Origin of the sequence: Psychromonas saccharinae (assembly GCF_051201515.1) — a bacterium.
Classification (GTDB): Bacteria; Pseudomonadota; Gammaproteobacteria; order Enterobacterales; family Psychromonadaceae; genus Psychromonas.
In genome coordinates, this window is the sequence record NZ_CP195153.1 from 268,654 (window position 1) to 293,772 (window position 25,119).

17 protein-coding genes are annotated in these 25,119 nt (G+C 36.2%); 6 read left to right on the forward strand and 11 right to left on the reverse strand.

Going from position 1 to position 25,119, the window contains the following annotated elements; genetic code table 11:
• Positions 1-606: 606 nt before the first annotated feature.
• From ACR30L_RS01310 to wecB, 9 genes are all read right to left on the reverse strand, one after another.
• Positions 607-3,249 carry a tetratricopeptide repeat protein gene (locus ACR30L_RS01310; protein ID WP_435236248.1) on the reverse strand — a complete coding sequence of 881 codons (2,643 nt, stop codon included), beginning with the start codon at positions 3,247-3,249 and terminating at the stop codon, positions 607-609.
• Between the two features lie 52 nt (positions 3,250-3,301).
• Positions 3,302-4,663, reverse strand: a complete 1,362-nt coding sequence (prsR, locus tag ACR30L_RS01315; protein WP_435236249.1) for a PEP-CTERM-box response regulator transcription factor — start codon at positions 4,661-4,663, stop codon at positions 3,302-3,304.
• A 25-nt stretch (positions 4,664-4,688) separates the two neighbouring features.
• Entirely contained in the window at positions 4,689-5,978 is a 1,290-nt protein-coding gene (locus tag ACR30L_RS01320; protein WP_435236250.1) for a hypothetical protein, read from the reverse strand.
• Positions 5,979-5,985: 7 nt separating this feature from the next.
• Entirely contained in the window at positions 5,986-6,741 is a 756-nt protein-coding gene (locus ACR30L_RS01325) for a polysaccharide biosynthesis protein (RefSeq protein WP_435236251.1), read from the reverse strand.
• Positions 6,738-8,303: an XrtA system polysaccharide chain length determinant gene (locus ACR30L_RS01330; protein WP_435236252.1), complete on the reverse strand. Its 1,566-nt coding sequence runs from the start codon at positions 8,301-8,303 to the stop codon at positions 6,738-6,740. Before ACR30L_RS01330 ends, ACR30L_RS01325 begins: the two co-directional genes overlap by 4 nt.
• A gap of 2 nt (positions 8,304-8,305) precedes the next feature.
• The gene (locus tag ACR30L_RS01335; RefSeq protein WP_435236253.1) at positions 8,306-8,917 is read right to left on the reverse strand and encodes an XrtA/PEP-CTERM system exopolysaccharide export protein; all 612 of its coding nucleotides are present in this window, start codon (positions 8,915-8,917) and stop codon (positions 8,306-8,308) included.
• Positions 8,918-8,965: 48 nt separating this feature from the next.
• Positions 8,966-11,044 carry an XrtA/PEP-CTERM system histidine kinase PrsK gene (gene prsK, locus ACR30L_RS01340; protein ID WP_435236254.1) on the reverse strand — a complete coding sequence of 693 codons (2,079 nt, stop codon included), beginning with the start codon at positions 11,042-11,044 and terminating at the stop codon, positions 8,966-8,968.
• Positions 11,045-11,193: 149 nt separating this feature from the next.
• On the reverse strand, positions 11,194-12,444 hold the full coding sequence (wecC, locus tag ACR30L_RS01345) for a UDP-N-acetyl-D-mannosamine dehydrogenase (protein ID WP_435236255.1): 1,251 nt from the start codon (positions 12,442-12,444) through the stop codon (positions 11,194-11,196).
• 60 nt (positions 12,445-12,504) lie between these two features.
• The gene (gene wecB, locus ACR30L_RS01350) at positions 12,505-13,638 is read right to left on the reverse strand and encodes a non-hydrolyzing UDP-N-acetylglucosamine 2-epimerase (protein WP_435236256.1); all 1,134 of its coding nucleotides are present in this window, start codon (positions 13,636-13,638) and stop codon (positions 12,505-12,507) included.
• A 503-nt stretch (positions 13,639-14,141) separates the two neighbouring features.
• Between wecB and ACR30L_RS01355 the strand changes: the two genes are divergently transcribed.
• Entirely contained in the window at positions 14,142-15,242 is a 1,101-nt protein-coding gene (locus tag ACR30L_RS01355; RefSeq protein ID WP_435236257.1) for a GNAT family N-acetyltransferase, read from the forward strand.
• A 36-nt stretch (positions 15,243-15,278) separates the two neighbouring features.
• On the opposite strand, the gene ACR30L_RS01360 is transcribed toward ACR30L_RS01355, so the two are convergent.
• Both ACR30L_RS01360 and ACR30L_RS01365 read right to left on the reverse strand, forming a co-directional pair.
• On the reverse strand, positions 15,279-17,282 hold the full coding sequence (locus ACR30L_RS01360; protein WP_435236258.1) for an alginate lyase family protein: 2,004 nt from the start codon (positions 17,280-17,282) through the stop codon (positions 15,279-15,281).
• A gap of 7 nt (positions 17,283-17,289) precedes the next feature.
• Positions 17,290-18,771, reverse strand: a complete 1,482-nt coding sequence (locus tag ACR30L_RS01365; RefSeq protein WP_435236259.1) for an exosortase C-terminal domain/associated protein EpsI — start codon at positions 18,769-18,771, stop codon at positions 17,290-17,292.
• Positions 18,772-19,210: 439 nt separating this feature from the next.
• Between ACR30L_RS01365 and ACR30L_RS01370 the strand changes: the two genes are divergently transcribed.
• The 5 genes from ACR30L_RS01370 to ACR30L_RS01390 all read left to right on the forward strand — a co-directional run bounded on the left by ACR30L_RS01370 (position 19,211) and on the right by ACR30L_RS01390 (position 25,085).
• Positions 19,211-20,026 carry a WecB/TagA/CpsF family glycosyltransferase gene (locus ACR30L_RS01370; protein ID WP_435236260.1) on the forward strand — a complete coding sequence of 272 codons (816 nt, stop codon included), beginning with the start codon at positions 19,211-19,213 and terminating at the stop codon, positions 20,024-20,026.
• Between the two features lie 22 nt (positions 20,027-20,048).
• Positions 20,049-21,032, forward strand: coding sequence for a sulfotransferase (locus tag ACR30L_RS01375; protein WP_435236261.1), 984 nt, complete (start codon positions 20,049-20,051; stop codon positions 21,030-21,032).
• A 2-nt stretch (positions 21,033-21,034) separates the two neighbouring features.
• Positions 21,035-22,588 (forward strand): lipopolysaccharide biosynthesis protein, encoded by a 1,554-nt coding sequence (locus ACR30L_RS01380; protein WP_435236262.1) that lies wholly within the window; start codon positions 21,035-21,037, stop codon positions 22,586-22,588.
• A gap of 33 nt (positions 22,589-22,621) precedes the next feature.
• Positions 22,622-23,836 carry a hypothetical protein gene (locus ACR30L_RS01385; protein WP_435236263.1) on the forward strand — a complete coding sequence of 405 codons (1,215 nt, stop codon included), beginning with the start codon at positions 22,622-22,624 and terminating at the stop codon, positions 23,834-23,836.
• A gap of 214 nt (positions 23,837-24,050) precedes the next feature.
• The gene (locus ACR30L_RS01390; RefSeq protein WP_435236264.1) at positions 24,051-25,085 is read left to right on the forward strand and encodes a glycosyltransferase family 4 protein; all 1,035 of its coding nucleotides are present in this window, start codon (positions 24,051-24,053) and stop codon (positions 25,083-25,085) included.
• Positions 25,086-25,119 lie beyond the last annotated feature (34 nt).

The following is a 25,119-nucleotide window of genomic DNA, read 5'->3' on the forward strand; positions in this document are numbered from 1 at the left end:
CATTTGATGTTTTGCATATGTTGTGCCATTAATTATTATCTATATTTATCAGTTACTTATTTGTTTTTGTTTATTTGTTTTCTTTTTAGTGTAAATGTTGCTGACACTTAGTGATCTATGTTTTGTTTTTTGATTGCTTTTTTATTGTCTTTTTATGTGTTCAGAATTTTTTTATAAAAATAATGGGGCATTTAGTACAAAGTAGGAGGGGATGCGAGATTGATATATACCCGTTACCATTCAAGATGCAGAAATCAGCAAGACGAGAGGTGAGCAGATTCGAGGCATAAAGGTGAAGATCTAACGGGTTAAATCGAGACTTTATAACAACGAAGATGTTTGCCTCTCGTCTTGCCCTGCGGGTCACCAGCTCGAACACCAATACTGCGTTATAACATTCGATAAGGACTAGCCATTAAAGATGTAAAGTCTTGTTTTTACATCTACCGATAGAGGATTAACGCAGTTAATCGCTCGAAAGGTCATCATGTTACGCCTTGCCTTGGTATCCGAGTTAGCGACTGATAAACGCATCTTGATTGGTAACGGGTATAGAAGGATTCACCTCCCTTTATTCTAATTAAAGGGAGGTGAAATGCGTTGAATTTAACTTTTATTTACAATGTCAAAGTGCTCTTTAATACTTGGTTCATTAGGTATTAATTTAATCGCTTGTTCAATTAATATTTTACCTTGTGCTTTATCACCATTATTAAATAAAATCCAGCCGTAGGTGTCGGCAATTGCACCATTATTCGGAGCTAATTGATAAGCACGTTTAGCCAGTGTTAATGCACGAGGGTTCTTATCCTGCGAATATAACCAAGCCGCATTATTTAACGTGATGACATCATTTGGGTTTTTAGCTAAGATTTTTTCATAGTTTTTCAATGCATCTTCTATTTTTTCTTCGCTTTGTAATTCGATCGCCTGGTAACGTAGTGCTGTTAGGCTATTTGGCAAATCTTTCACCCATTGCTCTAAGAATGTAGATGCTTGCTCAACATTGCTTCTTAATAGCTGAATATATAACTGCTCAGCGACTTTATCATCTTTGTTTGTTGTCCAGTAAGTATCGAGTACCGTAATCGCTTGTTGTCGTTCTCCTTTGGCTACAAATGCTTCGGCTGTTAACAATGTAGATAACGAACTGTCCGGTAATATTGTTTGAATTTGCTCGGTGATTTTTTGAGCTTCATCATATTGGCCGGATGCGATTTCTATATGGACTAATAAGCTTAATAGTCTTGTATCTTCAGGCGCCGTTTGAATTGCTGCCATCAATATTTTTCGTGATTCAGGGTAATCAGTTTGTGAATAGGCACGAATGGCTTTTTTCAGCTCAATTTGAAGTGTTAATTCAGCGAGTGCGCCTTGATATTTACTCGGTAATTCATTTTCCGCTGTTTCAATGTATTGTGCTGCTAAGTCGAGCTTATTTTGTTGCAGTGTAAAACTCGCTAAGGTTAATGCAAGTACGCTTGCTTGGTAGTTCTTCGGTAAGTATTCATTGGGTGTTAAAGGATCCCTTTTTAATTGCACTAAACTGATCATCAGCCCTTTGTAAGCATTAATATCTTCAGGGCTAAGCGCAATAATCTTTTTATAAGTGCTAAGTGACGCGGCCCAATCTTTGTTTAGATTCTCTATTTTAGTGAGAGTATAGAGTGCTTGAAGATTGTTGCTATCCGAACTAAGTAGTGTCTCTATAATTTGTTTTGCTGCGTCTGTTTTTTGTTGATAAATATAATAATTGGCGATAATTAATTGCGTTTCATTGGCATTGTTTTCGCCTTTACGTAGTGTTTCTACATAGTTATCAGCTTGCTCTTTTTGTCCAAGGCGTAACAATTGGCGTAGATATAAATTTTGAATCATTGCGTTATCAGGATCTGCCGATAGTGCTTTTGATAATGCTTGTAATGCAATCTCAGGTTGAGGTTCTGGCAAGCTGTTGTAATAAAAGTTTTCTAATAAAATAACTTTGATAGATGTTGGATCTAATGCATAAGCTTTATCTAATGCCATTTTTGCATCGGTGAAGTTTTTCTCTTGTAATGCGGCATTACCATAAAGTACCCAAGTATCTGCATTTCTATTTTCTTCTGGAATATATTTTAGCAGTGGTAGTACATTGTCTGGTTTATTTTGTTGTAGTTGAGTCGCAATATAAAGCTCTGTTAATTTGAGAGGGGATACTTCAGGATCAACGATATCAGCAAGGTATTTTTCTGCGTTTTGTGGATCACCTTCTTTGTAATAAATAAGGCCTAATAGTGTTGATGCTTTTTTGTATTGTGGTGCATTGTCTAGAATTTCCAATAACACTTCTTTGGCAGCAGAAAATTGCTGATTTTCAAATAACTCGACGGCACGATTATATTGGATAGTAATGGGTTCTGCGGCCGGGAATTCTTCTGCCAAAATACGCGAGTAAATCATCGCTTCTGCACTGCGTCCTTGTTGCGTCAAGACATTTGATAAACTTTGGATAATTTGAATGCGTTGAGTTGTGAATATATCGGTTGTTGGTAAGCTACTTAATGCTTGTGTTAGCAGTTTTTCTGTATTTTCTAAATCATTCTGATTGAGATAAATAGCGCTTTTTAAGAATAGTGCTTCAGTGTTTTGATCGTCGATAGCCAGTATGTTATCGAGCATACTCATCGCATCGTCCATATCGTCATTTGTCGCTGCTATTTTAGCTAAAGCGAGCATACTGTCGACTTTGTAATCTGCAGAATCAAGTAATGCTTCAAAGGCTTTTTTAGCTGGAGTCAGTTCTTTCTTAAAAAGTAACTGCTGAGCTTTTGCATATTCAAAGCGCTGCGGTTGTTTTTGTAATAATGCGAGGTTATCGTCAATCAATTGTTGTGATGAAACGAGTTTGCCTGATTTTTGATAAGCATTTAATAGGGTAAAGTAATATTCGCTATTAGGTGTGCCTTTATAAGCTTCTAGTAAGTCTATGTTTTGCTGTGGGCGGCCTAACTTTTCATTTACTTTAGCAAGGGCTATATAACCTTCAATTTGGGTTGGATCTGCTTTGATTGCATCAGTTGCAGCACTAATTGCAGGCTTAAATTGACTTGTTTGTAAGTAAGATTGAGCTTGCTGAATATAAGGTTCGATATTGATTGTTTCTACTTTTGTCTCTGCTTCACCGCAACCAGTCAGGACGATTGCACTTGATAGTAATAAAGTCGTTAAGGCCTTTTTTACTTGAATATTAAGCGTAGTTTGTTTCATAAGTCTTTTCCTAGTTTAAATGATTTTACTCATTACTTTTAAGGGCGATTAATTAGTGAGAATTTTCATCCGTATTCAAATTATGTTTTTTAATGAGGTCGTATAATGTGGGTCTCGTAATACCTAATAATTTAGCTGCCGCAGATACATTATATCCAGTCGCACTTAATGTTGTTTTTAATGCGTTTATTTCTGCTGATTCTCTGACTTCTTTTAAATTTAATGGCGATGAATCGACTGACTTTAAGCCAAGGTCTTCAGCATTAATATATTTTTGTTCACACATAATTGCCGCACGTGTTATTTTATTTTTTAGCTCTCGAATATTACCTGGCCAAGTGTACGACTCAATAGCATTAATGGCATCTTCACTGAAGCCACTTATTTTTAGTTTTTCTTCCTGAGTGTATTTTTTCAATAAGTAATTCGCCAAAAGTACTTTATCGGAGCTGCGTTCTCGTAAAGGCGGGATATCAATTTGTATTTCAGCAACACGGTAATAAAGATCTTCTCGGAAGCTGCCGTTGGCCATCATTTCATCAAGGTTTCTATTGGTTGCACAAACAATACGGACATCAAGTGGAATGAGTTTTCGACCGCCAACTCGTTCAATCACTTTTTCCTGTAAAAAACGCAGTAATTTAGCCTGTAGTAATAATGGCATTTCACCTATTTCATCAAGAAATACAGTGCCGCCATCGGCTAGCTCAAATTTACCAGGCGTACTTTTAACTGCACCTGTAAATGCGCCTTTTTCATAGCCAAACAATTCACTTTCAAATAAGTTTTCAGGTAAAGCGGCGCAATTTATTGCAACGAAAGGATTGTCATTGCGTGGGCTTAAGGTATGTAGCGATTTTGCTAAGACTTCTTTACCTGTTCCGCTCTCTCCCAGTAAAATACAAGCTGCACTTGTAGGTGCTACTTTTTCTATTAATCGACAAACTTTTAACATTTTGTCATTACTTGTAATTAAGCCTTCTAGATTACTGCTTTGGGATAAATTAAAGGTTCTATTTTTACTTTCAAGGTGATGCATGTGAAAGGCGCGTTCGACTATAAGCTCTAACGTTTCAGGGTTAACGGGTTTACTGTAGAAATCGTAAGCTCCCAAGCTAACTGCCTTTAATGCATGTTCGTTAGTATCATTCCCAGTCATAACAATCAGTTTCATATGTGGGTTTATTTCTAAAGCTTGTTGTACTAATGCAAATCCTTGGGTAACACCTTCTGGATCTGGTGGTAAACCCAGATCCTGAACCATAACTTGAGGTTCATGTAAGCGTATTGCTGCAATGGCATCATTTAAGTTCGCTGCAACAGCGACGTTATATTGGGAAAAATGCCATTTAAGTTGGGTTTGTAATCCAATATCATCTTCAACAATTAATAAGTTTTGAGTCTTATTTTTCAAAAAATATCCTTAACAAAGTCTTATGTTAGTAAGTATAGGCAATACGAGTCGTATAAACCTGTTCTTGATAGTCGTTTGAACTGTCGACATATTGTAGGTTTTCAGAAGCTGCTGAAAGTTGTAAATACAACGAGGAGGTAAAGTTATATCGAGTACTAATTTCAGTATCTGTATATTTTTTAGTACCGCTACTTTCGTAGTGTAATTCGTAATAGTTAAAGGCAACGTTCCAGCTCCACTTATTTGTTAGTGCCCAATTAACTCCACCATAGATACCGTATTGATCTTTATCGAGTGAATCACTGTCATCGATATTTTGGTCGTTGATATAATATAAGCGCAATGAATTTGTTAGTCGTTTATTACTTGAACTGTATTGATATTGTACTGACAAATTCGTTTGTTCGTAGATTTCATAATCCGTTGAATCTATATCGTTACCAGTGCCAATTTGGTCTGCGGTGTTGGTTAGTTCATAGGATGCGTTGAAGGCTAAGTAATGTTGTCGGATTGTTGCATCAATATTAAAGCCATAATTGGTACTGGTATAGTCACTACTGTCTGTCTCTATCCAGCTTTGTCCGATATCGAAAGAGTAATTACCTAGTTTATATTCACGAACTAATACAGCATCGATATTGTGTTCAGTATAAGTGTAATCAACATTATTAAAGTCTTTTTGGCTACCCGTATAAATGAGTTGTAGTTGCGATCTTTCATCAAGAGCATATTGCCAGCTTGCTTTACCTATATTTGAACCGTAGTCATTTGAGTCGTTATCATCATACCAAACTTGTGAACGCGTTAGACCAAGTACAAAAGACGATTTAGCCGAGTAGGGAATTGACCACTGTAGCCCGCCGCTTAATGAATCTTTTTCATCGGTATTACTTTCTAGCGCTGCTTCATTTTGATTAAGAATATAGCGCTGACGAACATGATTTAAATTGAAAACAAGATTTTTGCTAAATACTTGTTGAGATAGTGCAGAAACACCAATCCAATAATTGCTATCATCGAGATCATCTTCACTGGTATCTGAATACTCTGCATTGTATTTCAATGAAATATTGGTTGTCGGTAATACTTTTTTATAGCCAACACTGATATCGGCACTTTTTGTATTACCGGTTATTTCATCATCAGATGCCTTATAAATATTGTCACTGTATTCGTAACTAGTGCCTATTTCGATAAAGTCTATAAAGCGGTTTTCGCTTTCATCATCATCTTTTGCGAATACATTACTCGCTAAGACTGAGTTAATGATAAAAAAACAAATAGATATTCGATTGGTATTTTCATTGGTAATCATATAAGTATCACTTATTGTTAAGAACAATGCCCATGAGTTTATCGCTACTAATCAGGTCAATACTGGTTTGTACCTGTGTTGCGGTCGCCGCTGCATATGGCACAACTAAAATGGCCATATCACAAATAGACGCTAAAATTTGGCTTTCTACATACAGCCCAACCGGCGGGGTATCTAAAATAATAAACCGATCGGGGTAGCGCAATTTTACTTTTTCTATGAATAACTTCATTTTCTCAGATGAAAAGTTTTCTGCTGCATATTCTGTACGAACGCCTGATGGAATAACACGTATTCTACGGATTCCAATCGGGTGAATAATATCTTCAATTTCATCGATATCTTCTTCAAGGAAGTTTGAGAGACCAAGGTATTTATCATCTTGTAGGTAGTTATGCAGGCTTGGCGTGTAACTATTACAGTCGATAATCAGTGCTGTTTTACTATGATCGAGCGCAATGGTTGCAGCTAGGTTCATTGCTACATGACTTGCCCCCGCTTTAGCGCGAATACCAGATACCATGCAAACGAAGTTTTGATTATTACTTGCATGCAAAAGCTTGGTGCGAAGTTCTCGGTAGTCGTTCAGTGATTGTTCATCTTTGCAGCCAGGGTAAATGATTTTTAGTTCTTCAAGTTGATCGGCAGTCAGTAACCATTCATCATTCATTTGACGAATTTGAAGACGTTTATCAGCGCTGCCTGTCGCGAGTAAACCTGTTTTTGGTGTTTCTACTTGTGGATCTAAATTATTATCGGTCATTTCATTAACTCCATTAATTTTGAAGACAATGGGGTCATTAGGTTCAAGATAGAAATTTCATATCTCTCTGCTATCGCGATGCCTACGTAGATTACAATGATCGCTGATGCTAATAACATTAGGGTTATATTTTGGCGTCTTTTTTTACGACGTTCAGATTCATTTGTCGTGTGTTTAATACTAATCAACAATGGGGTATTGGTGAACGCTTCAAGTTGTGATGCGAAACGAAGTTTGTTATCTAGAATAACTTTAACCGTAAATAGCCCAATTAGTATTAATAATCCAACGATCGGGCCTGCAAGGAAAAAGTGAAGGAATCTAAGACCCGATGGGACTGTTGGGTAGTTTGCTGGTTCTTGGATTTTGTAGTTTACGCCTTGCCCTTCAATATCAAGTACCATCGAAAGACGTGCTTTTTCTTTATTAGCGAGCATATCTTCATAGAGTTTTTTAACAACTGAATAGTCACGGTTTAACTCTGAAAGCTCGGCTTGATTGTTCGCCACGCGTTTACGACGCTCATAAGCTTCTTCAAGTAATTTTTCAAATGCTTCAAGTCTATTTCGTATGGTGTTGTGTGCAACTTGAGCATCGGATAATTTACTGCTAATTTCTTGGTATAGCGGATTGAAATCACTGCCATCATTTTGAGTATCAGCTTTTTCTGAACCAAGGTTTTTGATGGTTTTTTTCATATCTGCAATTTGATATCGAGTCTCAGAAACAGCCGGGTAATCATCCTTATAGGTCAACAGTAATGTTTTTAACTGCTGTTCTAATTCATTGAGGCGACTATGATAAAGCGATGCTTCATAATCATTCGATGAAAATTTATCTTGGGAGTTCAGCTGTTGTTTGAGGGAGTAAATACGGGTCATACTCTCCATTTCTTGAATTTTCATGTCTTCAATATCATTACGAAGTGTTGAAATTCTTGATTCAACCTCAGCTTCTGTTCCGTCTAAATGCGTTGATTTAAACTCTTTTAATCGCTCCTCTGCAGATGATAGTTGAGTTTTGTAGCTTTCGACTTGTTGTTCAATAAAGTTAAACGCGCTTCGGCTTTCATCTTTTTTAGTGTTTGCGCTGTCCTCAACAAATAAACGCACGGTTTCATTCAATATTGAAAAAGTGATTTTGGGATTATTATCTTGGTAAGATATTTTAATATAATTACCAGATAAACCTTCAATTGAAAGTTTACTGCGTAATTCTGCTATTTTTTCAGCACGATCTGCCGCGTTAGAAAAAGCACCTCTACCATAAATACTATCGATTACCTTACCCATTTGACGAGGTGAGTAGATAATGTCACGTACTTGTGCAGTTCGGCTTTGTTTAACGCTGGTGACTTCTGCTTGTTTGCCTAACAGTGGTTTAATAATGTTCTGAGTATCAGCGAAAATAGTGACTTCGCTGTTATACACTGCATGATTAAAAATACCTGCGATTAAAATAGCAAAACTGATTAAACTGACGAGAAATAAAGATTTAAATTTCCGCAGAGTAATTTCATGCCATATCGCAGCTATATATTTAAATATCTCATTTAATTCCATAATTAAAATACACTCTCGGGAACAATTAATATATCAGATGGGCGAAGTTCGTAGTTTGTCGATATATCGCCCTGTTTTATGATGCGATTAAGTTTAACCGGATAACCTTTTGTACCTTCGTTAGTTTTACGGTACAAAATAGCATCATCACCATCAGCAAAGGGGGTTAAACTGCCCGCTTGCAAAACAAGATCAAGTATTGTCATACCTTGTCGATAAGGAATTGACTGCGGTGCTTGTACTGCTCCAGTGATGCGAACTCGGGTAAAAAATTCGGCACTAACAGGAGAGGTCACAATAACGGTGACTTTCGGGCTGCGAATAAATTGGCTCAAGCGTTTACTTAATTGCGTTGATAGTTCTTCTGCTGGAATACCAACCGCACTGACATCGCCCAAGAGAGGCACGGATATTTTGCCATCGGGACGAACAAGCATACTTAATGATAGATCTGGATTTTGCCAGACATTGATATAAAGCTGATCACCAATACCTATTTCGTATTCAGCCATGGTGGTATTTTCTTCGGGAGCACTGTTTTCAAGTGTCGCATTGTGCGATGAACAACTTGCAATCAGTAACACAGAAAATATGATGATAAAAAATTTATTCATGCTGGCCTCTTTTTAGTTTATTAGCATATGCTTGATTTATTATTAGGTTCAAGATTGTATCTTAATTTGTTCTTTATTTGTGCTATTTAGTGGTAAATAGATTGAAAATGTTGTTCCTTCACCTACTGTACTTTCAACAAAAACCTCACCCTGTAACGAGTGTATCAGTTCACGTATCTGATACGCACCTATTCCCATTCCTTTATTTTCTTTAGTGCTGGAAAAGGGTTTAAAGAGTTGTTCTTTGATAAATTTGTCATCCATACCAGAACCGGTGTCTTTGACTTCTAGCCACATTTTTTTATTTTCGGTGGTTAATTTGACCGTAATTTCACCCTCATTATCAGTAGCATCTTGGGCATTTTTGATTAAGTGATAAAGTGCCATTTGTAATTTGTCTTTATCGGCCATAATAAATGCGTCATCACAGTGTATCGAAACCGTTGGTAATGGTAATGCAGAAGCATTCATTTCAACTGCATTTTCAAGTAGTACCGTCACGTTGACTAATTCAAGGCTACCATGTGGATTGCCCTGTAATTTCACTAATAATTGATCCATCTTTTCGACAGAGTTGCGAATAGTTAAAATAATATCGTCGACAAAGTCAGGGTGGTGCTTGAATTTGTCTGCATTGTTAACCATTAAACTTTGTTGTGCGATAAGGTTCTTAATGTCATGAACTGCAAATGCGGTGATCTTATTAAATAGATCAAATTGTTGATTTTGAATTAGTTTTTCTGATGCTTGGTAACTATTAATATAACTACCAATTTGTCGGCCAGTTAATTTTAATATATCCAAATCTTCCCATGTTAATGGGGTATTAATTGAGCGTTGGCATAATACTGCAAAACCAATATTTCCCTGGACTGATTTGAGTGGGACAATTGTCCAAGCTTCTTTATTATTGGCAAACCATTTAGGTAAATATTGGTTTTTCTCTTTATCGTAGAGACCATTATTTTGAGGAGCCTGAAATATCCATTCTTCATTTTCAAGCAGTTGTATAAAAGGGCTATCATTTGCCTCTATGGCACGTGATTCCGGTAAGTCGAGTTTTTTCAATGCAACGGGTGAATAGAATTGCAATCCCTTAAGCCAAATACCGCCACTGTTGCAGTTGAATAGTGTTGTAATTGCTGATAATGCTATTTCGTAACCATTATGATCGTCACTTTTTTGTGCAAGTAATGCATCTAATTTTATCCATTGTTGTTGGTAATCATATTTATTAGCAAAGAAATTTTTATTGATCCAAACGGCAACCGTTAGGCGAAATTTTTCAAGACAAGACAGGGCAGCGATTGCAAAAAGGGACATAACATAAAGTAAAATTTGAGAGACTTCTGTCCACGCAATATCAAAAAGGTTAACGACTAAGCCTAAAATTGCCATGCAAATAAGAAATATACCTGCCAAAATAAAGCTAGTATTGAAGATTATAATTGAACGAGACAGTTGGAAGTGACTATCTTGGCGTTGTTGAAATGGATAGATAATAAGTGACAGAGCTAAAATAAACGAGGTTGCCGTACTAATTACACCTCTCGCATGCCAGAGATTGTAGTTTTCGCTGGTAAATAATAGCAGGTTGGAAAAAACCAACATATCATAGGAAAGTTGAGTGATTGCAACCAATGCGACTAATCGACTGACTCGACTCGAATGGCTGTATCTTAGCAGTTGTTCCGCAGTAACAATGGCTGCCAAACATAAGATTATTTTAACATATATCCATGATTTTGGATGAAATATATAAGTTAAGGGCGCCGTAAGTTGATAGGCAAAATAAGCTGCTGTAGACGCAATGATGACGTACATTGATATTGCATAATTATTTGGTAATCTTTTTTCCTGTGAATACATGAGAAGAGAGATGAGCACAAAGAACCAGCCCATATAACGGAGTGTTTCAAGTAGTTGAAATTGATCGCTAGAGGCTAATAATGAAAATGGGTTCTCATTGAGTGTTAGGTGCCAGATCGTCGCAAAACAAGCAAATAAAGCAAAACTACACTTTATTTTTAAGTTTTCTATTTTGATTAATGCCGTTAAAAAAAGTGCAATTTCTACACAAACGACTAAATAGTCAAATATACTAAGTGTTAAATAATAATCGATCATACGAAGACTACCTTGTCTATGAGTACTTTAATTATCCATTATACTGCTGCGTGTCTAAAGTGAAAACACTGCGTAGGGTTGTATCATTAGCGATTAAGTATTGCTAATGATACCTTATCCAATACGGCTGTTAATTATTACTTATCTTTTTATAACACCCCACGCGTGTCAATAACCACTTTTGTTGCAAATAATGTGCTATCCGTATCTTTGAACTCTTTGTGGTCGACAAGTACAACGACGACATTAGCGACTTCTAACGCATTTTCAATCGTTGCAAATTCAACACCAGCTGATGTTAAATTAGTCGGCAATGATTTAATATTCGGCTCAACTGCGATTAATCGGCCTAATTTTTTAGCTGCCAATTGTTCGACTATTTGTAACGCTGGACTTTCTCGCAGATCATCAATATCAGCTTTAAATGAAAGTCCTAGACAGGCAATAACTGGACGTTTAAATTCATCTGCGGCATGGACAATTTGTTTAATAACATAATGCGGTTTGTGATCATTAATTAAACGTGCTTGATGAATTAATTTCGCTTCATCAGGGCAGCTATCAACGATAAACCATGGATCGACAGCAATACAATGACCACCCACACCAGGGCCTGGATTTAAGATGTTTACACGTGGATGACGGTTTGCTAAACGAATTAATTCCCATACATTAATTTTTAATTTATCACAAATAATGGAGAGTTCATTGGCAAAGGCGATATTAACATCGCGGAAGGAGTTTTCAGTCAATTTTGACATTTCAGCGGTACGAGCATGAGTAACGATACATTCACCTTTTACAAAGGTTTTGTATAGTTCTACTGCTTTATCACTACATGCTTTACTCAGGCCGCCAATAACACGGTCATTAGAAACTAGCTCTTGCAGTACGTAACCAGGTAAAACCCGTTCAGGACAATGCGCTACTTTTATATCTGCGGCATCTCCTTTCTCTTGAGGAAAGCTTAAATCGGGACGTTCTGCTGCTAACCATGCGGCTAATTTCTCAGTCGTACCGACGGGTGACGTTGATTCTAGAATGACCAAATTACCTTTTTCTAGTACAGGACCAATCATTTTTGCTGCAGACTTTATATAATGCAAATCGGGTTCGTGACTGTCATCGTCACTGTGTACAAAAGGTGTTGGTACCGCGACCATAAATGCATCGGCTGGTTCAGCGACGGTAACTGCGCGCAAATGTCCCATGGAAACAACGCTACGAACGACAATATCAAGATCCGGTTCTACAATATGAATTTTCCCAGCGTTAATAATATCGACGGTTTCTTGTTTGACTTCAACACCAACAACACTCATTCCGCGAGAAGCAATTAAAGCTGCTGTTGGCAGGCCAATATAGCCAAGACCAATCACGGATACTTTCTTAATTGTCATTATAATCCCTTAACGTATTCATACTTAATATTTAAAAATGTGCTAATAAATGTTCTTTTCTTAACTTGAAAAGTGATTTTTTATTTTTGCTATTATTTTAGAGCAAGCTTGTCCATCACCATAAGGGTTAAAAGCGTTACTCATATTATTATATAGTGTTTGATCTTCTAATAAATTGTCTATGGCTTCAATAATGTTATCTTTATTCGTACCGACCAATTTTATTGTACCAGCAGCAAGTGCTTCTGGACGTTCGGTAACATTTCGCATTACTAATACCGGCTTACCTAAGCTAGGTGCTTCTTCTTGAATACCACCTGAATCTGTCAAAATAATATTAGCTTTATTCATTAAATAGACGAAGGGGAGATATTCCTGCGGCTCTATTAATAGAATATTATTTAAGTTTGATAATATTCTATTAACCGGCTCACGCACATGTGGATTGAGATGTACGGGATAAACGATTTGAATATCATCATGTTTATTTGCTAACGCAGATAACGCTTCACATATCTGTACGAATCCATCACCGAAGTTTTCTCGGCGATGTCCAGTGACTAATATTAATTTTTTAGTGTTATCTAACTTCGCAAATTTTGTATCTAGTAATGCAGAAAGTGATACATCGTTACTTAATTTATCCGTTACTTTCATTAAAGCATCTATCACTGTATTACCTGTCACTGCAATGGAATCTGCTTTTATACCTTCATTCAACAGGTTCATTTCAGAGTCCGTCGTCGGTGCAAAATGAAGGGTTGTGATGGCGCTTGTTAGTTTACGATTACCTTCTTCTGGCCAAGGGGAATTTAAATCGCCTGTTCTCAACCCCGCTTCAACATGCCCGATAGGAATTTGTTGATAGAAAGCAGCCAAACTTGACGATAATGTTGTTGATGTATCACCATGAACCAATACTAGGTGCGGTTTAAATTCTGTCAAAATGGGGGCTAAACCCGCTAATATATGTGCTGTTACACCAGAGAGAGACTGCCCCGGTTGCATAATATCAAGGTCATAGTCAGGCGTGATAGCAAACAATTCAAGCACTTGATCAAGCATTTGCCTATGTTGTGCTGTAACACAAACTCTTGCTTCTATACCGGCTTCATTTTTTAATGCGTCAACGAGTGGGGCCATTTTTATTGCTTCAGGTCTAGTGCCGAAGATGGTTAATATTTTTATCGACATTATAAATCCTGATTATGTCTAAGCCTTGTAAATATATGCTAGGCAACGGTGATGACAAACGCGATAAACTATATTTCGTTCGCATCGTGAAAATTAGTGATGGAATTTTACACTGTGTAATGGATAGTTTAAAGCACAATTATAATTGAGCTGATATTTGATTCCTTTAAATTTGATTGAACAATGTTATTTTGATTGTGCTAAAAAATATTTATCAAAAATAGGCGCAAGCTTAGCACAAGTTGGTTAGATTATAGGGTAATATCGACAACTTCTGAGTAATGACTTTTCTACCATTGGTATTGTTAAGCCGGATGCTAAAATATGATGTTAAGCAACTGTACATAATCGTTGTTAGTATTATTCAATACAACAGTATTTCCTTTTGTTTGTGCTCATAAAGAACTTAATTGATATAAATTTATAATTAAGGTTTTATTACTTCACTTTATGCGTTTTTTGATTGTAGTTTGACATAGGTATTTGGAAGTAGAGATAAGAAAATGATGATAAAAGTGATAAATAATTGGAAAGACTTTGAATTGCTAAAGCCCATTTGGCAAACGTTACTTCAACAGTCGGATACTGATAATCTATTTTTAACTTGGGAATGGATTGATTGTTGGCGAAAAACACGACTGGAAGATGTGAAACCTTTTATTATTATTATTGAGGATGCGAATACCGTGGTTGCGATTGCACCTTTTTATCTACAAAACTATCGTTTACTCAATACTCTAAATTATCATGCATTAAGATTTCTTGGCGATCAAAGTAGTGGTTCTGAATATTCCAATTTTATTGTCAAAAAAGAAGCTAGTTTGGAGTTAAAAGAGCAACTATGGCGTTATTTATTAAGTCATGAAATTAAATCTGCTTGGGATTTTATTTGGTTTATCAATATATCTTCTTGGACTCAAGGTGGAAAAACACTTTTACAGGCACTCGCTAATGTAGATGAGTTATATTACCACTCTCGAACGGTTGAATTTTCTCAAGTTAGTGTAAAGCAATTACCGGAGGATATCTTACCTATCCTGTCTAAAAGTTTACGTACCAATATTCGTCAAACAGGTCGACGCCTTGATAAATTGGGCCCTTGGGAAATAGATATTGTAGATCATACCTTTGATATTCAAAATGAACTTGAACAATTATTTCTGCTTCATAATAAGCATTGGGAAAACGCAGGGGGAGGAACGTTTCAACGTCGTCCTGAATTGACTGAATTTTATCGTTTATTTGTTCCTGTTGCATTGGAGAAAGGTTGGCTGAAGTTGTTACGACTTGAAAGCGAAGGGGTGGTACAAGCAATGCAACTTGGTTATGTTTATAACAATCGTTTTTTAGCCATTCAAGAGGGATACAACCCAGATTTTTTACCTGGTGTGGGGCAAGTGCTACGACATTTTTCATATATGCATTGTCAAAATGAAGGCATCGATGAGTATGATTTTCTTGGTGTTTATACGGATCATAAACGCCGTTGGCTAGCAGAAAAACAATTAGGTGAAAATTTATTTATTTGGCATAACAAACTTAAAAATATGCCCTTTAGAATAAAGAAAATATGGCCAACAGGGCGCTATTTAACACCATCTTAAGGATGTAAATAACGACCTATTTTGATGACACAATAATTAAGTCCATTCGATTAACGTCGTTAACTGTTGAGCATTTGCTAATTCTGCTTCCGCGACTAAAGTCGTGATTGGTGTTCGTTGATGATAACCTCGGCTCACCCAACCCAGTGAAACATGATCTGGATCCGTATGCCATTTACCTTTAATTGCTTTTAATTTTAAACATGCAGGTAGTGTGAAGGTAGCTTGTTTACCGTCTAAAAATAGTGAGCAGACATTACCTGAAATAACGATATTCTCACAGTATTCAGATAAGTGAAAATACAGCGCGACTTTGTGTGAACTGTCGGTTTGTAAGTTATCTGTAATGATTAATTTTCTTTTATTGTTATCAAGTTCTAATTGACGTTCATGTGTGACTGGTGATGGTAATCGTTGATAACCATTGTGCGATCCTGATACGATTCCACCGACTTCTGTTGGAGCCCATCTGTTAAGTTGAGCTTGTGCATGTTGCTCCCACATAAAAGGACCCGTCATGACGGATTGATCTAATCCATCAATTTCGATGGTGTTATGTGCTTGTGTCTTCCTAAATTGGTCTCGCCAATGCGGGAAACTATAGTAATCGTAGGTACCACTATCAACCAATAAATCTTTACCATTTAAACGCATGACGATACTTAATGCATCAGCATGACCATGTGCCGCAATAGCGGTATAGCCTAGTTCAGCACAATCAAATAAAATACTGACTTGATTATGTTCCGTTAAATGTCCTGTTTGTAATAACAAATACCCAGATTCTGTAAATTTATGAGAGGTTAATGGTGGCGTTTGTTGTAAAGGCTGGTGGTGCCGAATAATACGTTGATTAAATAACCAGAAAGCAGCTTCACTTGGTGTGTGGTAATTGATCCTAAATATTTCATTATTGAATAAGTGAGCAGATAAATCACAAAAAGCGTTGATATCATGCACATGATCGCCAAGATCTAATGCGTAGCCATCATCTTGGTCACCGAGCATGGGATAATCTTCTCCACCTCGTGCAATAAGTGCAACAAATTCTGCCAATTTATTTAAGGTATGATGATAATCTCGTGAAAATGGATTATTGTGCCAACTTCCAATTTGTGAACAAAAAAGGTAGAACTGAAATACAAAGAATTGGTAACTAAACCCATGTTCCTTGGAACAACCATCGGCAAAGGTTTGTGCTTGTATTTCTCTTTCTAAGATTCTTTTACTTTGTTGTTGCCATTGTTTTGCATCTTTAAATATCGAAAAATAACTGCTTGCAATAAAAACACCCGCAGCTTCACCCACTAAGTGGTTGTTTGCGGAGGAACCTTGGGAGAATTTACTACTGACATCGCGACAATGAAGAAATACGCTATTCAAAACGCGTGTTTTAAATTCACCTGAAAAAAGCCCTGATTCAAGTATGAGATCGATTGCCCATACCCAGTTGATCATACGGATCCCAAGTTCAAGTGGATTTTTCCAATTCATACCATAACCGTACGGGTTTGCATCAAGCCAACTGGTAAACTGCGTGACGACACCTTGCGCATATTTCAATTCACCTGTTATTTTGTAAGCTCTTGCTAATACTACAAATTGATGATGGCGGTTAGGCTCCCAAACTAATTTACAATCACCATTAATAGCAATATCACGATAGTTGACAGAAAGAATAGGTGCACGACTACTTAATTGTCCCGTTGCATGATCTTTATGCCAGTTAATTGGTGTTTCTAAGTCGTGGTCTTTTAAATCAAAATAACTGAGTTTATGGTTTAAAATGTTATCGGCTTTTTCACGTAGTTTCGGTAACCAGCTTGGATTAAACTCATTGACTTCACCAATGAAAACATGGAAGGGTGGGGTAAAGGTAGTTTCTGGTTGATAACTTGAAACAAAAGTTTCCTTAGCAACACAATGCGTTTTTACACGAGTATGTTCAATAAAAGCGGCAGATAATGATGTTAATCGCCATAGGATTTCTTTAGGCGACATTGTTTTAAGGCGTTTTACGTACCATGAGAAAGTTTGCATAGGTTACTTATAAGGTTTTTTGTGTGTTAATCGGTTGCTGAATAAATGCTTCAACAAAATTTGAAATATCTGTAACTGCTTGATCTTTATTTTCATTTTTAAAATCAAAAGCTACAGCGATTAATGTAGCGCCAGGTTGGCCTTTTAATGCGGCTTTCACCTCAAGTAATTTAGCGGTTTTTTTGCTACTTACATATTGGCCATCAACTAAATACCAATAAGCAATTAAGCGAGAGCGGTGATTATTTTTTTCTAATGTCACTAGGTTTAAATTTTCGAATTTAGAAGAATATTTAAAGGGAATTGATTGTTTATTAATATTATACCAACGACTTTTATCGTATAAGCTATTGCCGATAAAGATCATTTCATTGCCTTGGCTTTGTTTTATATAGTTTGCTAAATAAATTTGAAATAAATTATCGTCTTGTGAAAAATAACTAAATATTTCGCTACTCGCCCCATTTGATGTTGGAAACCAACTGTAATTAGTCACGTTATTGGTATTTATATGTGTGTATGTCGGGATTTGAGGCAGAATAAGTTGATACTTTTTATCAAATGATAAAGATACCGTTAATGTAGCTATTGCAAATGCAAGGATAATGAAAAAAGAAGTGAGCGGGAGCCATATAGCAGCTTTTTTATTGTTAGTTAGCGTTGGTTTAGTAGGCGCTTCTTGTTCATTAAAGTAGCGATGTCCAATAATGATGATCGGTATAAAGCAAGCCATAAAAACAAACCATCCAAAGGTTAAGTGATCTTGGACGATGAAATGCTGCATATGAGTTTTGGCCCCCACAATGACAATAATTATGATGCGCAACCAATTTGCGATAATCGAAAAAGAAATTGCCAATAGAAAATAAATAAAGGTCGACTTACGAGATAAGTTATTAACTTGTGAAACAAAAATGGCATATAAAGCCGATGTTAAAAAGAAGCCAAGTCCTGAGCATGCAGGTTCAACAATAAATACCCCTCCTGGCGTGATTAGGTCATGTCCTTCTCTAATAATATCCAAATCGAATAGTTGTACTGCATAAAAACTAGCCCAAGTTGAAAGGTCTTGTAGTGGTAGTTGTAATAGGTTCCATATTGGCAGTGTTAATAGCAACATCATCCAGGGCTTTATGAATGTTTTTATAACAGAGAAACCGTAAATGGAAATCAATAAACAGACGATAGCGAGCGATAATGAAAGGATTTGTAATTGACCAATGTTCGCTAAATTCGCAATAAGCAGAATTATATTTATGATGAGTAACAGGATGACACCGAGTAGGTTTGGTCTAATCGACAGAAAGAAGTCTTTTTTGGTCCAAAAAATATAGAGCGTGAGCGCAAAGCCAAGTAGACCATGATTATAGGGGCCTGGATCGTACCATTCATTGAACAGCTCAATCATTACCGTATAATTGAATGCAATAAGAATGGCAATATTAATGATAAAATAGAGTGTGATTATTTTGCTACTGAGTATGCGCATTCTACGGTCCCTATAATCACGCTTAGCATGTCTTATTTATAAAATGTTTATGTGTGATGATAAACTTTTCGTCGGTTTACGGTCACGATTATTTCTTTATTGTAACCAAAAAATCATCAAAAACCTATTTGCCAGTAAGACGCTTTATTGAATAAGTGTGTTTAAAGCGCTTCTGATAAATCATTAAAATATAATTTAAAGTATTTTTGGGTGGCTAACAATATTATATTAGCTTGCTTAAAATGTAGATAACTATCACGGTTAACGCTTACTGTCGCTTTTGTCACTCATTTTCATAAGTAGGTTGATATAAATTTAGAGATATATAGTTTGTTAATATATAATAGACATTAGGCTGTAAATTAAGTGTATTTGGGAAATGGATCTCCGTACATGCGGTCTCTTGTTAAAAATACCAATCAAGTAAAGGGAATCGGTAATGACAGAATGTAGCAACACAATAAACTCACTTAATAATGAGTGTTCCCTCCCTCGTTTTGATATAAAACAAAAGTATACATATTTATTCGGCATTAAAGTTCATACTCTTTCTTTTATACAAGCAATTGATACGATTGATGATGTCATTAAAAATAAACACTCATTGCATATTGGTATGTTGAATGCCGCTAAAATCGTCAATATGAAACGTAATCGAGAGCTAGACCATGATGTGCGAAGTTCAAATATGATACTTGCAGATGGTAGCTCAGTGGTTATGGCAAGTCGAATATTAAGAAAGCCTTTACCAGAAAGAGTTGCAGGTATTGATTTAATGCACGGTATCTTAGAAAGAGGTAGTAAAGAAGGTTATCGCGTTTTTTGTCTTGGTGCGACTCAGGAAGTATTAGCAAAAACGATTAACCAAATATCTAAATTATATCCTGGTGTTATTATTGCGGGATCTCAAGATGGTTATTTTAGTGAAAGCGAAGAGAAAGCTGTCGCTCAAAAAATTGCAGACTCTCATGCTGATGTATTATTTGTTGCGATTACTTCCCCTAAAAAAGAAAAGTTCATGGCTCGATGGAATAAAGTAATGCGTGTTCCCGTTGTGCATGGCGTTGGTGGGTCATTTGATGTTGTTGCTGGAAAAGTGCAACGTGCTCCACTTATTTGGCAGAAGTATGGTATGGAATGGCTTTATCGTGTAAAGCAAGAGCCGACTCGATTATGGAAACGTTACTTAATTACTAACACGCTGTTTTTAGGTATGTTAATTAAAGAAATGTTTGCACCTGAAAAGCAAGACTAACCATAAAAGATTATTCCACATTATGAAAAATAAAAAACAGCAATTAATTTACTTAGCGGCTGCTAGTCATTCAGGTTCAACAATGACCGCAATGTTGCTTGGTGCACATCCTGATTTATGCAGTGTCGGAGAATTAAAAGCCGCTCACTTAGGCAATAAAGGCAGTTATTTGTGTTCTTGTAAAACGTTAGTCACTGAATGTAATTTTTGGCAAGGCGTTAGTACACGGATGACTGAACGAGGCCAAACTTTTTCTATACTCGATGCTCAGACTGATATTCGTACTCACGCAACGCCTTATATGTTGAAATTACTTAAGCCTTTAGTACGTAGTCCTTTTATGGAGTTGATTAGGGACAGTTTGCTTTTCCTTTCTCCGACTTGGCGTAAACAATTTCCTATTTTACAAAAACGTAATGCAGATTATATTGTTGCTATTGCGGCACAATCAGGTGCAGAAGCTGTTGTAGATTCCTCTAAAATTGGTATTCGTCTTAAATATCTTCTTAAAAATAAAGAATTAGATATTAAAGTGATCTGGGTCGTTCGCGATGGAAGAGGGGTGTCTCTTGCCTATAAAAACCCCTCTGAGTATGCCGATGCAAAAAATCCTAAATTACGCGGCGGTGGAGCAGGAAAAACCCAAGAAAAAGGTCGTGGAATTGAACACGGCGCTCATGAATGGGTACGTTGTAATCAAGAAACTCAGGCAGTATTAGCAACCATGGATAAAGATAAATGGATGCAAGTGCACTATGAAGATATTTGTAATGATACTGAAAAAACACTCGATAAAATTTTTGAATTTATTGGCGTTGATCCCACTAAAAAACGATTAGATTTTAAAGCGGTGGAGCACCATGTTGTTGGAAATGGAATGCGGCTGGATGATTCCGATGAAATTAAACTCGATGATAGATGGCGAACAGAATTAACGAAAGAAGAGCTTGCGCAATTTGAACTGGTTGCGGGTAATTATGCTCACTCGTTGGGTTACACGGAATAAAAATGACTGAAATAGTGAAAAATAAAAAAACGGAGGATTTAACGGGTCAAGACCGATTTGCATGGAATTTATTTGTTAGTTGGGCAAGTCAATTTGTATTGATTTTTTCTGGTTTCTTGATGCCTCGTCTAGTAGATGAAAAAGTCGGCCAAGTTGCCTTAGGGATTTGGGATTTTGGGTGGTCTTTTGTTTCTTATTTAGCCTTTGTTGGTTTAGGAATGGGCGCTGCTTTTAATCGTTATATCGCAAAGCATCGTGCTGAAGGCGATTTTCTACGTTTAAATAAAGTGGCTAATTCTGTCGCATTAGTACAGTTTACGTTAGCCTTTGTCGCTTTCTTGGTGACTATTTTATTTTATTTTCTATTGCCAACTTTTTTTGCTGATACCTTAACAGAACATACTCATATGGCTCAGGGAGTTGTCCTGTTTTTAGGGTTTAGTTTAGTGATTGATATGGCGTCTGGCTCTGCAAGAGGATTGCTAACCGGTTACCATCGTTGGGACATTCATAATGCCCTCCATGCAGGTTCAAGTGTATTCTCTCTTATTTTAATGATGTGCGCGCTCTATTTTAGTGACTGGGGCGTGGTTGGAATGGCGATTGCTTATTGTCTTTCTACATTAGTGTTTGAGTTGTTGAGATTTGTTTTTGTTGCCAAAGTTTGTAAAGAATTTAGTTTTAATCTACGCTTGGCAAATATTAAAACATGTAGGGAAATGATGTTTTTTGGCATCAAAAGTATGGTATCAAATATCCCTCCTATCTTATTATTACAGACCATTAATATTCTTTTAGTGAGTACCATTGGCCCTGCCGCATTAGCTGTGTTTGCTCGTCCGATGGCGTTGACCAAACAAGTCCGGACGTTTATGTCTAAATTTACGTTAATGTTGGCCCCAACAACAGGATCTATGCAGGGAAAGAATGATATAGCATCTATTCGCTCTCTTTTTATGAATACTACTAAACTAAGTTTTGCCTTTGCCCTTCCTAGTTTAGGATTCTTGTGTATCTATGGCGATGTAATTTTAAAGTATTGGATGGGGAATGATTATGCCTTATGGCACTTAATTATGATTCTATCCCTAGGGGGAATATTGCCTATGTCACAAGATACATCACTTCGCATATTGATCGGAATGAATCAACATGGTCGTATTGCTATTTGTGCCTTTATTTCTTTATTTGTTATTTTTTCTTTTGGGCTTCTTTTTTCCGGTATTAATAGCTGGGAATTAACAACCGCTGCTTTACTTTATATTGTACCAATGAATATTGTTTATGGTTTCCTAGTGCCTATTTATACTTGTCGAGCGTTAAAGCTTTCATGGTTAAGTTATGCTCGAAATAGTTTACTTGTGCCTGTTCTTTATATATTGCCTTTCTTTATGTTACTTTGTGCTTCTCGATATGAATTGAGCAATGGTAATGCGCTTTATGCTTCGTTGCTATTTGTTGCTGGCTTATTGGTTACTGTATTCATATATTTTAAGTATTTATTAGCTAAAAAAATGCAATTAAAATTCTTATCAAAATGTGGTTTGAAAGCATAATATATTAAAACTTTATTTATTAAGGTTAACTAAATGGACGTTAGTTTACGTAAATATCCTTATCCTTACAGTGCAATGCTTGCTATCTGTAGCGATTTGGATGAAACACCCAATAAAGACATTTACTTTGAAACAGCACGTTACTTAAATACGACAGAAGAAACGCTGCTAGGCAAAGGAGTCGGTCTCGAAGTTGGCAATACAATATATTTTGATATGCCTGAGCATAATTTTTCGTATACCAATACCGATGATGATGGGCGTGAAAAAATTCATCAATTAATACAATCGGGGCATATTGATTGCTTTCATTCATTTGGCGATTTTGTGAATTCTCGAACACGAATAGAAGAGTGCTGGTCAGAAATACAAAGAGGCCCTCGTAAAATAGAGGTTTGGGTTGATCATGCTCAAGCACCCACTAATTTAGACGACGATATTATGGAAGGCAGTGGGGCGGTTAATGGTTCTAAAGCATTTCATGCCGATATGACAGTGCAAACTGGTGCTTTGCCTTTTATTTGGAAAGGACGAGTAACAAGTATTGTTGCTCAAAATTCATCACGTTGTTATGCAGCTATTCTTAATAAAAAGAATATTTTAAAGTCCACTAAAACGATTCTTTTGGAATTTATTAAAGGCTGGCTTGCCCGCTTGGGTAATGTTAAGTATGCAATGCATAAAGAAAATAAGGTGATAAGAAAAACAAGATTGATTGATGGTTCATCGGTCTATGAATTTATGCGTTGTAACCCATCTTGTGGCGGTGTTTCAAGTAATGATAAAGCACGAGGTATTCATCATGTCTTAACTAAAAAAGTTTTGGATACGTTAGTTAAACAAGAAGGCGCTAGTGTTTTATACAGCCATTTAGGCAAGGTGTTTAGTGTGGATGAGCCCTTTAAAGATGAAACTCGCCAAGCTTTTGAATTATTAGCTGAATATCAACAAAAAAAGAAGATATTAACGACGACGACAAGGCGTTTACTAGGATATATAAGAACTTACGAAGCATTAACTTATATTATCAAAAGAGTTAATGACGAAACTCATATTTACCTGTCAACTGACTTTGTTGGTGAAGATCTTCAAGGTCTAACATTGTATGTAAAACAGCCTCAAAAAACTAAATTATATGTTAATAATCAGTTGATTAATGAAATCGTTATTAATCCACCAGATACTACTAAAAAACCTAGTATATCAGTCCCATGGATTTCCTTGTCATTACCTAAGTTGAGTAAATAAATAGTTTATGTATAAAAATGTAAATAATAAATGGATCATTATCAAACGAAGTGTTTATCGTTACTTTTTACGTTTAGTTTTAATCGGTTATCATTTTTTGATGCTTTTTTGTAAGTTCATTCCTAAACGAAAGCCTAAAGTTAAGTCGGGCGTCAATGTAATGGTGACCGGTACCTTTTATTCTGACCATTGGTTAATTACTCACTTACGGCCGATGGCTAATGCAGGAAATTGTCATAACCTAACAATGGTTGCGGCTTCCCCTGTTCCTTTTATAAATAATGTTGATGCAGTTTATGCACCTAAATGGTTACAAAAATTAGCCGGAAAAGTTGGGGCCAGATTATTATATTTCTGTTGGTTAGCGATTAAAAATAAACCTGATGTATTAGTTGGATTTCATTTGTTATTAAATGGTTTATTTGTTGCAATTTTAGCTAAAATCATTGGTGCAAAGTCGGTTTATATTTGTGGTGGTGGTCCTCGAGAAGTTGCTGGTGGAGGGGTTGCTACGGAAAATAGAATATTTAGTCGTATTGGCCAAGCTGACTATTTTATAGAGGCCCAGTTATTAAAAGCGGTAAATGAAATGGATTTAGTCGTCTCCATGGGTTCGAGTGCAATTGAATATTTTAAGGAAAAAGGGGTAAGTACTCATTTTGAAATTGTTCCTGGCGGTTTTGATAATTTTTCTTTTACTCCAAGTGAATCCATATCAAAAGAATATGACTTAATTCTTATTGGTCGTCTTTCTGATATCAAGCGAGTTGATCGTTTTTTACATGCAATTAAAATTGCAAAAGAAAAATTACCTAATTTAAATGCGGTAGTTGTAGGCGATGGCCCTAATCTTGAATCATTACAAGCATTATCCGTTAAATTGGATATTTCTTCCGATGTTGATTTTGTTGGTTGGCAAAATGATGTCCATATTTGGTTACAAAAATCAAAATGCTTTGTACTTACTTCTGATTCAGAAGGGTTGTCGCAAGCTCTCATTCAAGCAATGATGACAGGACTTGCTGCAATAACTTCTGATGTTGGGGATCTTGATAATATATTGGAAAATGGGAAAAACGGTTATTTAATTTTCAATAAAACGGAAGAAAACTTTGCAGAAAGTATTGTAAATTTGTTAGGAAGTCCTGAGCGATTAAATACTTTTTCTAAAAATAGTTTAAAAAGTGCTGAAAAATATTCAATTTCGAATGTTGAAAGTGAATGGAATCGAATTTTTTCTTTTTATTAAAAATATGTTTCGTAGGCTCTTTTTTATCTCTGCT